Source organism: Pseudomonas sp. Ost2 (assembly GCF_018326065.1).
Taxonomy (GTDB): domain Bacteria; phylum Pseudomonadota; class Gammaproteobacteria; order Pseudomonadales; family Pseudomonadaceae; genus Aquipseudomonas; species Aquipseudomonas gingeri.
The window spans coordinates 2,331,869-2,344,096 of the sequence record NZ_AP021904.1 but is presented as its reverse complement, the minus strand read 5'-3'; the positions used below and the strand labels follow the sequence as shown (position 1 = coordinate 2,344,096).

Genomic DNA, 12,228 nt, shown 5'->3' with positions numbered 1-12,228 from the left:
CGGGGCAAAAAACCCTAACCGGCTATTTCAACGGTACAAACTATCGATCATAACCCACTGATAAAGCTCAAATTTTTCAACGCTTACAGACCGACATTCAGCATAAGCTGAAGCCTCGTTCACGGAAGAAGTCGACCTACATGAGCAACCCGCAATCCACACCTGCCGCGCCGACCGCAACGGTTCGATCGACCCGCAACCATCGCCTGCTCCTCAAGCAGTTGCCGGCCTGGCTGAGCCAGGCCTCGCTCGAACGACGGCGGGCCTTCGCCACGCGCCTCAAGCAGAGCCAAGGCTCCAAGGCCCTGCTGGCGCGTTATCTTCAAGGTTTCAAAAGCGTCGAGGACTTTGCCGCCCCGCTGCTGTCCAAGGCCCTGGACGAGCACTACGGCCCGGGCCTGGACATCCACCACGACCAGCTCCGCCATGTGCATATCCTGGCCGCCGCCACCCTCGGCACACCCCGTCAGGAAAGCACGCTCACGCAGAGCCTGTTGCAAGCCGCCCTGCAGAATTTCGAAAGCAGCGAAACCGGCCCGTTCGGCTTCGACAGGGGCTCGGCCATCCTGCGCAAAAGCACCGCGGTGCTGAAGAAACCCATCACACCGGCGAACTTCGCCGCCGTCTGCCGCCAGCTCGACCTCGGCGGCCAGTACAAGCAGCATGTCGAGCATTTTTTCCTGCCCACCCAGCACGGCCGCCCACTGCCTCTGTTCAATATCCTCTTCGAGCAACAACAGCGCGACGAACTGGCGGTACAGGCGGAAATCGCCCTGATCCAGGGCCATCTGGATCAATCGGCCTACCAGATGCTGCAAAGCCTGCTCGACCCGGCGCGGCCCACCCGCTGGGACAATCATCCGGTGCACTGCCACTCCCTCAGCCTGCTGGACTTTCTCAACGACAGCGGCGACTGGGGCGCGTTGCTCAAGGGTGTGCTGCTGATCGAGCACGGCATCCCCGCCAGCAACGGTGACCGGCCCTGCGTCGCCTACCTGTCGGGCGATCCGCAACAGGCCTTCAAGTGCTATCAGTCCGTCAGTGCATTCCATGACGAACTCAGGGAACGCCTGCGGGATAAAACCTATCAGGCGTTCTTCCAGCGTTACGTGCACCTGCGCACGCAACCGGCCTTCTTTCGCGCCCTCGACGACTGCCTGAACCCGCTCGATCCCATCAGCGGGCAGCGCAAGCCAGCCGGGCAAGCCAGCCTGCGGTTGAAAAAAGACTCGCTGGGCGAACACCCTTTCAGCGAGTTCTGCGTCCTGCAAACGGTCAAGAAGCTCGACGACGCTCGTGTCAGCGCGGTGCCCACGGACGACGAGGACAAGAAGACCCGCACCGCGCGCCTGCAGTCGTTGCTGAACTGGGGCATCAACCTGTTGTTCCTGGTACCCGGCCTCGGCGAGGCGATGCTCGCGGTCGCCGGCGCGCAACTGCTCGTGCAGCTCTACAACGGCATCGAGGAATGGCGCCATGACGAAAAAATGCAGGCGGTACTCGGTTTTATCGGCGTGCTGCTGAATGTCGAGCTGCTGGGGGCGGGAACCGCGCTGACCCGCGAGGTCGAAGGGGCATCGTTTGTCGAAGGGCTCAAGCCGATCCAGTCGCCACAAGGCAAGCCGGCGCTGTGGAAACCCGACCTGGCCCCTTATGAACATCCCCTGCCCGACAAGTCGGAACTGAAAGTCGATGCCAGCGGGCTCTATCACCATCAGGACAAGACCTACCTGGGGCTCGACGGTCGCCACTACCGGATCCGCCCCGGCGCCAGCGCCAACCGCTTCCACTTGCAGCACCCGAGCAACCCCGATGCCTACGCGCCGCTGGTCTATCACAACGGCAAGGGCGCCTGGCTCCATCAGTTCGAGAACCCCTTGCAGTGGCAACAGCCGCAGCTGTTTTCCCGGCTGGGGCCGGACGCGGCCAGCCTGGACCCGGCGGCGGCGCAACGAATCATGCGACTGAGCGAAGTCGACGACGGCATCCTGCGCAGGCTGCACCTGGACCAGGCACCGCCTCCGGCCCTGCTCGAAGACAGCGTGACCCGCTTCAAGCTCGACCAGGACCTCAAGGCCCTGGTGCAACGCCTGCAAAGCGGTGGCGCGGCCAACAGTTCACTGGATGAGCTGCACATGGAACTGCAATTGCTCACCAGCGAACCGGTCTGGCCGCCCTCGAAAGTGCTGCGCCTGCTGGACCGTCACGGCGCCCCGCTGAAGGAATACCCCGGCGGCCAGTTGCAATCGCTGCAGCGCATCGACCTGCAATGGCCCGGACTCAACGCCAACCAGTTGCTGCAAAAGGTCCTGGTCAACCTCGACGAGAGCGAGATCCGCAGCTTGCTGGGCGAAGACTTCGGTACCGGCCCCATCAGCCTGGAGGCGCGTACCGTGGCGCTGCGGCGCAAGCTCGCGACCCAGGCCACCCGCCGCCGGGCAGCGCTGTTCGATTCACACTATCGCTATCGCACCCAGAGCAACGACACCGCCGTCGCCGTGATCCGCCAGGCATTTCCCGAACTGTCGACACCGATCGCCGAGGAACTGTCCAGAAACGCCAGTCCGGCCGAGCAACGGCTGCTGCTCAAGTCCCGCCGCGTACCGTTGCGACTGGCCGAAGAAGCCCGCTACTACAGGCGCAACCTGCGCCTGGCGCGAACCCAGGAAGGGCTGTATCTGGACGCCACGAACAACCCCGATACCGACAGGCTGATCCTCAGCCAGATCGGCAAGTTGCCGGGCTGGTCGGACCAGGTCCGCCTGGAAATCCGCGAGCCGCACTTCGGCGGATCCTTGCTCGACAGCCTCGGCCAGGAGCAGGCGCCGATCCGCAAGGTCCTGGTCAAGACGGACGGCCAGTACGAAGCCTATGACGCCCTGGGCCAGGAACTGCACGGTCCGGACAATCTCTACAGCAGCGTCCTGCACGCCCTGCCCGACACCGAGCGCAAGGCCCTGGGTTTTCCCAGCCCCCATGAAGCGGCCAACCTCAAGCAGGCCGTGCTCGACCAGCCATTGCCACCACGCAAGGAGATGGAGAAACTCCTCGGCGCACCGCCCACCAAGCCCAACCCCACGCCGCCCATGCGCCTGGCCGGCCGCCGCGCCAGCGTTGCCGCCGCCGAAACCGAGGCGACGCAGCGAATTCCCGGCACTCGCTCCCTGGCCTTTACCGAGCTGGCGCGACGCCTTTACCCCGAACATCCCTGGCGAGATGTCGAGGCCTTTCTCGGCATGCGCGGCCTGAACGACGTCGCGGCGGTGCACCGCCTGGAAGAACTGGAGATCGAATACAACACCTTGTGCGCGGAACTCGATGCCTGGGTCGGTCTGACGCCACCGTCCAACGTGCAAAGGATGGTCAGAGAGTTCATGGCCCAGTCGGTCAAGCAATGCTGGCGCCGGGAGTTCACCCAGACCCCCTATGGACAAGCCTACCGGCTCAGCTTCGTCCTCCACGAACCGACCGCCCGGCTGCCGGCGCTGTCGGCCAACTTCAGCCATGTCAGCGAAGTGCTCCTGACCCTGGGCCATGCGGACATCACCCAGGGACTGAACGCGTTCCTCGAGGGATTCCCGCAACTGAAGCGCCTGTATATCAGCGGCGGTGGGCTGACCGAGATTCCCGCGGCGCTGGGCTCGATGTCCGAACTCACCCACCTCAACCTGGGCGGCAACCAGATCGTTCTGACCGAGGAAAGCGCCACCCTGCTCGGCGGACTCACCCACCTGCGGGAATTCAACCTGAGCAATAATCCGACCCTGGGCCGTTCGCCGGATTTCAGCGCGATGCGCGAACTGACCCGGATCGGCCTGCGCAACACCGGGCTCACCCAATGGCCGACCGGTTTCACGGACCTGCCGGCCCTGACCCACCTGGACCTGAGCGAGAACGAACTGACCATGATCCCGCAATCGGTCCTGGATACCAGCGAAGCCGGTCAACGGATCGCCCGCACCCTCAATCTCTACGGCAATTCCCTTGAACCCTTTTACGTGAACGATGCCCTGGACTATCACACGGAAACCGGGATCGACCTGGGGCTGGACATACCGGCCGACTCGGATTCGGATGGCAACCTGAGCAGCGACGATTCGCCGGTGCACAGTCCGCAGGGCTCGCGCCCCCCCGCCTCACGCGACGAAAGTCCCTGGTTGCAAGGACTCGACAGCCAGGAGCAGCAGGCCTTTCGCGCCACCTGGATGAGCCTGGCCAGCGAGGAGCCGGTGGAGCAGTCCGAAGCGTTTTTCCGGGTGATCGGCGACCTGGCACTATCGGCCGATTATAAAGAGGCAGACGCTCGCCCGGGGCTCCTGGACAAGGTCCGGCGCATGGTCCGTGGCGCCGCCGAGAGCACCGAACTGCGCGAGAAGCTGTTTCTCAGGGCCACCGCGCCGCAGTCACACGCCTGTGCCGACGGCATCGCCGTGGCGTTCAGCGACATGGGTCTCGACGTGCTGCTCCATGAAGCCTACGCCGAGCCGGATGCCCAGAAGATCGAGGCGAAACTGCTGCAACTGGCCAGGGCCAAGTCACGCCTGGATCGTACCAACGCCCAGGCCCGGGCCCTGATCCAGGAACGCCGGGACGCGGGTTGGCATCCCGATGATGCGGAAGTCTACCTGGCCTTTCGCATCGGTCTGGCGCAACGCCTGGAACTGCCCTGGCAGGCCTCGAAGATGCTTTTCGGCAGGATTACCGGGGTCACCCCGGACCAGATCGAGGCCGTCTACCAGGCTATCCTCGAACAGGAACGGCAGCCCATGGACGGGGTCCGGCAGATCATCGCGCAGGAGTTCTGGAGGGACTACCTGGAGGTCCAGTACCTGCAGGAGCTCAGCGTGAAGGAAGCGCTGCGCGAGGCCAAGAGCGACGCCCTGCTGGACCTGCAATCGGCACAGGAGCGCTGGTTCGGCGATGACGCTCTGCCCGAGGAGGAAAAGACCCGTCTGCAGGCTGTCATGAAAGCCTCGGCCGCCACCCTGGGCAAGCCCGAGACGGAAGTGTTCGCCCGCGTCATGACCGATGCCGAATACCAGAATCTCTACCAAGCTATCGCCCGTGAGCACAGCGACGAGATGGAGCGCCTGACCGCGGAGGCGCTGAAGGAGCACGGCATGGCGCGCTGACCCCGCCGGGGCTGCGCCGCCAACCCCGAGCCGAACCCTGATGGAGGGCGAGCGGGCCACCCCGCTCGCCCCGGAGCACTCCCTGAAGCGATCCCCCGCAGAAAGCCCCGCCCGTGGAAAAACAGCGCCGTGGAAATGTCCAATTGACAGCCGACGCCATCGGATTTACGTTAACGTAAAGGTCAACAACCACTGACACTCCTGCCTTGCTCATTCCATAACAAAAGGTGCCTCATGAGCTATCCGACCCTGAACTTCGACCTCGGCGAAACCCTCGACATGCTCCGCGACCAGGTGCAGGGCTTCGTCGCCCGGGAGCTGGCGCCACGGGCGGCGCAAATCGACGTGGACAACCTGTTCCCCGCCGACATGTGGCGCAAGTTCGGCGACATGGGCCTGCTGGGCATCACTGTGCCGGAAGAATACGGCGGTGCCGGCCTCGGCTACCTGGCCCATGTCGTGGCGATGGAAGAAATCAGTCGCGGTTCGGCCTCGGTGGCCCTCTCCTACGGCGCGCACTCCAACCTCTGCGTCAACCAGATCAACCGTAACGGCAACCATGCGCAGAAAACCCGCTACCTGCCGAAACTGATCAGCGGCGAACACATCGGCGCCCTGGCCATGAGCGAACCCAACGCCGGCTCCGACGTGGTCTCGATGAAGCTGCGCGCCGACCGTCGCGGCGACCACTACGTGCTCAACGGCAGCAAGACCTGGATCACCAACGGCCCCGACGCCAACACCTACGTGATCTACGCCAAGACCGACCTGGAAAAGGGCGCCCACGGCATCACCGCGTTTATCGTCGAGCGCGACTGGAAAGGCTTCAGCCGCGGCAACAAGTTCGACAAGCTCGGCATGCGCGGTTCCAACACCTGCGAGCTGTTCTTCGATGACGTCGAAGTGCCCGAAGAAAATATCCTCGGCACCCTCAACGGCGGCGTGAAAGTACTGATGAGCGGCCTCGACTACGAGCGCGTGGTGCTCTCCGGTGGCCCGACCGGGATCATGCAGGCCTGCCTGGACCTGGTGGTGCCCTATATCCACGACCGCAAGCAGTTCGGCCAGAGCATCGGCGAGTTCCAGCTGATCCAGGGCAAGATCGCCGACATGTACACCCAGCTCAACGCCAGCCGCGCCTACCTGTACGCCGTGGCCCGCGCCTGCGAACGCGGCGAGACCACGCGCAAGGACGCCGCCGGGGTGATTCTCTACAGCGCCGAGCGCGCGACCCAGATGGCCCTGGAAGCGATCCAGATCCTCGGCGGCAACGGCTATATCAACGAATTCCCCGCTGGACGCCTGCTGCGCGACGCCAAGCTGTATGAAATCGGTGCCGGCACCAGCGAGATCCGTCGCATGCTGATCGGCCGCGAACTGTTCAACGAAACCCGCTGAGGGGCGCGCACATGGCAATCCTGCACACGCAACTCAACCCGCGCTCGGCGGAGTTCGCCGACAACCGCGCGGCGATGCTCGAACAGGTGGTGGCCCTGCGCTCGCTGCTGGCCCAGGTGCAACAGGGCGGCGGACCGAAGGCCCAGGAACGGCACACCTCGCGGGGCAAGCTACTGCCACGCGAACGCATCAACCGCCTGCTCGATCCCGGTTCGCCGTTCCTGGAAATCAGCCAACTGGCGGCGTATGAGGTGTATGGCGAAGAGGTGCCGGCGGCCGGGGTGATCGCCGGGATCGGTCGCGTCGAAGGTGTCGAATGCATGATCGTCGCCAACGATGCGACGGTCAAAGGCGGCTCCTATTACCCGCTGACCGTGAAAAAACACCTGCGGGCACAGACCATCGCCCAGCAGAACCGCCTGCCGTGCATCTACCTGGTGGACTCCGGCGGCGCCAACCTGCCGCGCCAGGATGAAGTGTTCCCGGACCGCGAGCACTTCGGGCGGATCTTCTTCAACCAGGCCAACATGAGCGCCATGGGCATCCCGCAGATCGCCGTGGTCATGGGCTCCTGCACCGCCGGCGGCGCCTATGTACCGGCCATGGCCGACGAAGCGATCATGGTCCGCCAGCAGGCGACCATCTTCCTCGCCGGGCCGCCGCTGGTGAAGGCCGCCACCGGTGAAGTGGTGAGCGCCGAGGACCTGGGCGGTGCCGATGTGCACTGCAGGATCTCCGGCGTGGCCGACCACTATGCCGACAGCGACGAACACGCCCTGGCCCTGGCCCGGCGCAGTGTCGCCAACCTCAACTGGCGCAAGCTCGGCGAGTTGCGGCAACGCGCGCCGATTGCCCCGCTGCATGGCGCCGACGAGCTGTACGGCGTGATCCCGGCCGATGCCAAGCAACCCTTCGACGTGCGTGAAGTGATCGCCCGGCTGGTGGACGGCTCGCTGTTCGATGAATTCAAGGCGCTGTTCGGCACCACCCTGGTCTGCGGTTTCGCCCACCTGCACGGTTATCCCGTGGCGATCCTGGCGAACAACGGCATCCTCTTCGCCGAGGCCGCGCAGAAAGGCGCGCACTTCATCGAACTGGCCTGCCAGCGCGGTATCCCGCTGCTGTTCCTGCAGAACATCACCGGTTTCATGGTCGGCCAGAAATACGAGGCCGGCGGTATCGCCAAGCATGGCGCCAAGCTGGTCACCGCCGTGGCCTGTGCGCGGGTGCCGAAGTTCACCGTGATCATCGGCGGCAGCTTCGGTGCCGGCAACTATGGCATGTGCGGCCGGGCCTACGACCCGCGCTTCCTGTGGATGTGGCCCAACGCGCGGATCGGCGTGATGGGTGCCGAGCAGGCGGCGGGCGTGCTGGTGCAGGTCAAGCGCGAACAGAGCGAGCGCACCGGCCAGGGCTTTTCGGCCGAACAGGAGGCCGAGATCAAGCAACCGATCCTCGACCAGTACGAGCACCAGGGTCATCCGTACTACTCCAGCGCACGACTGTGGGACGACGGCGTGATCGATCCGGCGCAGACCCGCGAGATCCTCGGTCTGGCGCTCTCGGCCTCGCTCAACGCACCGATCGAACCGAGCCGCTTCGGCGTGTTCCGGATGTGATCCCCCTGACTGTGGGAGCGGGCTTGCCCGCTCCCACAGGGTTGGCATCGCCTGCACACATGGAATCTCCCGCCGGTCTGACTCCGGTCGACAAGGCAACAGACACCGCTGCACAGGACCCGACACCATGACCGATTTCAACACCCTGGAACTGCAGACCGACCCACGTGGCTTCGCCACCCTGTGGCTCAGTCGCGAGGACAAGAACAACGCCTTCAACGCCGAGATGATCCGCGAGCTGATCCTCGCGCTGGACAAGGTCCAGGCCAACCCGGCCCTGCGCTTCCTCGTGCTGCGGGCCCGCGGCCGGCACTTCAGCGCCGGCGCCGACCTGGCCTGGATGCAGCAGTCGGCCGAACTGGACTACCACACCAACCTCGACGACGCCCGCGAACTGGCCGAACTGATGTACAACCTGGCCCGCCTGAAGGTCCCGACCCTGGCCGTGGTGCAGGGCGCGGCCTATGGCGGAGCCCTTGGCCTGATCGGCTGTTGCGACATGGCCATCGGTGCCGACGATGCGCAGTTCTGCCTTTCGGAAGTACGCATCGGCCTGGCCCCGGCGGTGATCAGCCCGTTCGTGGTCCAGGCCATCGGCGAACGCGCCGCCCGCCGCTACGCCCTGACCGCCGAGCGTTTCAGCGGCGTGCGCGCCCGTGAGCTGGGGCTGCTGGCCGAAAGCTACCCGGCGACCGAGCTGGATCGCCAGGTCGAGGCCTGGATCGACAACCTGCTGCTCAACAGTCCCCAGGCGATGCGGGTGAGCAAGGAGCTGCTGCGCGAAGTCGGCAGCGGTGTCCTCACCCCCTCCCTGCGGCGTTACTGCGAAAACGCCATTGCCCGTATCCGGGTCAGCCCCGAAGGCCAGGAGGGCCTGCGCGCCTTCCTGCAAAAACGCCCGCCGGGCTGGCAAGCCGAACCGACTGCCAAGGAGCCCCGTTGATGAGCGCCCCCGTGATCACTTCCATCCTGGTCGCCAACCGTGGCGAAATCGCCTGCCGGGTGATGCGCACCGCCAAGGCCATGGGCCTGACCACCGTCGCCGTGCACAGTGCCATCGACCGGGATGCCCGCCACAGCCGTGAAGCCGACATCCGCGTCGACCTGGGCGGCAGCAAGGCCGCCGACAGCTATCTGCAGATCGACAAACTGATCGCCGCCGCCCAGGCCAGCGGTGCCCAGGCCATTCACCCCGGTTACGGTTTCCTCTCGGAAAACGCCGCGTTTGCCCGGGCCATCGAGGCCGCCGGACTGGTCTTCCTCGGCCCGCCCGCCGCCGCCATCGACGCCATGGGCAGCAAGTCCGCGGCCAAGGCGCTGATGACCACCGCCGGCGTGCCGCTGGTGCCCGGTTATCACGGCGAGGCCCAGGACCTGGACACCTTCCGCAGCGCCGCCGAACTGATCGGCTACCCGGTGCTGCTCAAGGCCACCGCCGGCGGTGGCGGCAAGGGCATGAAGGTGGTCGAGGACGTCAGCCAACTGGCCGAAGCCCTGGCCTCGGCGCAGCGCGAAGCCCAGTCGTCGTTCGGCGATTCGCGGATGCTGGTGGAAAAGTACCTGCTCAAGCCCCGTCATGTGGAAATCCAGGTGTTCGCCGACCAGCACGGCCACTGTCTGTACCTCAACGAACGCGACTGTTCGATCCAGCGCCGCCACCAGAAAGTCGTCGAGGAAGCGCCGGCACCCGGCCTGAGCCCGGAGTTGCGCCAGGCCATGGGCGAGGCGGCGGTACGCGCGGCCCAGGCCATCGGTTATGTCGGTGCTGGCACCGTCGAGTTCCTGCTGGATTCGCGCGGCGATTTTTTCTTCATGGAGATGAACACGCGCCTGCAGGTCGAGCATCCGGTCACGGAAGCCATCACCGGCCTCGACCTGGTGGCCTGGCAGATTCGCGTCGCCTGCGGCGAAGCCCTGCCGATCAGCCAGGAGCAGGTGCCGCTGCTGGGCCACGCCATCGAAGTGCGCCTGTACGCCGAGGATCCGGGCAACGACTTCCTCCCCGCCACCGGGCGTCTCGAGGTCTACCGTGAATCGGCCGCCGGACCGGGACGCCGGGTCGACAGCGGCGTGGCCGAAGGCGACAGCGTGTCGCCCTTCTACGACCCGATGCTCGGCAAGCTGATCGCCTGGGGCGAAACCCGTGAACAGGCGCGCTTGCGCCTGCTGGCGATGCTCGACGAATTCGCCGTTGGCGGGCCGAAGACCAACCTTGGTTTCCTCCGGCGGATCATCGGCCACCCGGCCTTTGCCGCGGCTGAACTGGATACCGGCTTTATCCCGCGTTATCAGGAACAACTGCTGCCGGCTGCCGGCGAACTCTGCGACGAGTTCTGGCAGGTGGCGGCCCGGGCCTGGTCCTGCGGCCTGGCGGCGACGCCACGCGCCGATGATCCCGGCTCGCCCTGGGTCAGCGGCAACGGCTTTCGCGGCGGGCTACCGGCCGAAACCACCCTGCACCTGAGTTGCAGGGGCGAAGACCGCGCCCTGACCCTGGTTCCGGACCAGGGTGTGGGAGTCGAGTGGCACGGCGAATCCCTGTCCATTGAACGCCAGGGTATTCGCCGCCGCTATCGGGCCATCCGCCAGGGCGATAACCTCTATCTGCAATGGCAAGGCGAGCTGCTGGCGATCAGCGCCTTCGACCCGATTGCCGCGGTCGAGGCCAGCCACGGCCATCAGGGGGGCCTGACGGCACCGATGAACGGCAATATCGTCCGGGTACTGGTGCAGGTCGGCCAGAGCGTCGAGGCCGGGACCCAACTGGTGGTGCTCGAAGCCATGAAGATGGAGCACAGCATTCGCGCGCCCCAGGCCGGCGTGGTCAAGGCGTTGTATTGCCAGGAAGGCGAGATGGTCAGCGAGGGCAGTGCGTTGGTGGAACTGCAGGAGTAACCGGCACCGCGGCTGCAGGAGCCGGCTTGCCGGCGATGGCGTCCTTATCGGCGCTGCAAGGCTTGCTGGCCCCATCGCTGGCAAGCCAGCTCCTACAAGGTTCCAGGTTGGACGACAATCCGTGGCGAACCGCCATCCTGTGGGAGCGGGCTTGCCCGCGAAAGCAGTGGCGCGGCTGGCATCGTCATCGCTGGCAAGCCAGCTCCTACAAGGTTCCAGGCTGGACGACGGTCCGTGGTGAGCCCCCATCCTGTGGGAGCGGGCTTGCCCGCGAAAGCGGTGCAGCGGCTGGTATCGTCATCGCTGGCAAGCCAGCTCCTACAGGGTTCCAGGCTGAACGACAATCCGTGGCGAGCCCCCATCCTGTGGGAGCGGGCTTGCCCGCGAAAGCGGCGGCGCGGCTGGCATCGTCATCGCTGGCAAGCCAGCTCCAATCGGTCACCTTTAGAACTTGGTGGTGGCCTGTACGACCACACCGATAATGCTGTAGTCCTCGGTAAACAAAATCTTCGGATAAGTCGGGTTCAGCGGTTTCAGGTAGCGCTGGCCGCCCTCTTCCACCCACTGCCGGAAAAACGCCTCCTCACTGTCCCGCAGGCGGGCAATCACCAGCTTGCCGGGTTCGGCGTCGAGGTCGGGGTCCACCAGGATCAGCATGCCCTCGGGGACGCTGGTGCCCACCGGCGCGGTCATCGCATCCCCCGCCACCTTCAGCCAGAACGCCGCTCCCGAGGCGTAATGATCGGTCACCTCATAGTGCGTCTTGCGGTAATCCCCCACATCCGTCTCCCGCGCCGGCACCACTGAATGCCAGTCGCTGACCGGGTAGCGGAACGCCGAGGTGATGTCATAGGCCTGCCCGTCCCGCTCCGACGGGTCCTGCGCCGCCACCGAACGGTCACGGATCACCAGCACGACCTCCAGATGCCCGAGTCCCAGGGCCTGGAGCACCTTGTTCATGCTTTCGAGATCCGGCTGGCGCCGTTTGTTCAGCCAATGACCGACACCGCCCTGGGATACCCCAACGCGTTCTCCGAGTTTCTCTTGCGTGAGGTCTAGCTCGCGCAGCTTGGCTCTCACCAAGGCAATCCATTTATCCATGGGCGGAACAATACGGGCTGTATTCCGCCGTTCAATACACAAACTGTATTATATGTGACAAACATAAAAATACGGTTAGTACT

Annotated in this window: 6 protein-coding genes; 5 read left to right on the top strand and 1 reads right to left on the bottom strand. The window is 65.2% G+C overall.

The features are described from left to right. Positions 1-140: 140 nt before the first annotated feature. The 5 genes from KI243_RS10175 to KI243_RS10155 all read left to right on the top strand — a co-directional run bounded on the left by KI243_RS10175 (position 141) and on the right by KI243_RS10155 (position 11,044). On the top strand, positions 141-5,132 hold the full coding sequence (locus KI243_RS10175; RefSeq protein ID WP_212810771.1) for a DUF6543 domain-containing protein: 4,992 nt from the start codon (positions 141-143) through the stop codon (positions 5,130-5,132). Between the two features lie 234 nt (positions 5,133-5,366). Next, a complete protein-coding gene (locus KI243_RS10170) occupies positions 5,367-6,530 on the top strand; it encodes an isovaleryl-CoA dehydrogenase (protein WP_017125804.1) in 1,164 nt (387 codons plus the stop codon). A gap of 11 nt (positions 6,531-6,541) precedes the next feature. Continuing rightward, a complete protein-coding gene (locus KI243_RS10165) occupies positions 6,542-8,149 on the top strand; it encodes a carboxyl transferase domain-containing protein (RefSeq protein ID WP_177084845.1) in 1,608 nt (535 codons plus the stop codon). A 127-nt stretch (positions 8,150-8,276) separates the two neighbouring features. Continuing rightward, positions 8,277-9,092: a gamma-carboxygeranoyl-CoA hydratase gene (locus tag KI243_RS10160; protein ID WP_177084847.1), complete on the top strand. Its 816-nt coding sequence runs from the start codon at positions 8,277-8,279 to the stop codon at positions 9,090-9,092. After that, positions 9,092-11,044, top strand: coding sequence for an acetyl/propionyl/methylcrotonyl-CoA carboxylase subunit alpha (locus tag KI243_RS10155; protein WP_212810770.1), 1,953 nt, complete (start codon positions 9,092-9,094; stop codon positions 11,042-11,044). The genes KI243_RS10160 and KI243_RS10155 overlap by 1 nt, the downstream gene beginning before the upstream one ends. Positions 11,045-11,488: 444 nt before the next feature. Here KI243_RS10155 and KI243_RS10150 read toward each other — a convergent pair whose 3' ends face one another. Then, positions 11,489-12,145 carry a LexA family transcriptional regulator gene (locus tag KI243_RS10150; RefSeq protein WP_017125800.1) on the bottom strand — a complete coding sequence of 219 codons (657 nt, stop codon included), beginning with the start codon at positions 12,143-12,145 and terminating at the stop codon, positions 11,489-11,491. Between the last annotated feature and the right edge of the window lie 83 nt (positions 12,146-12,228).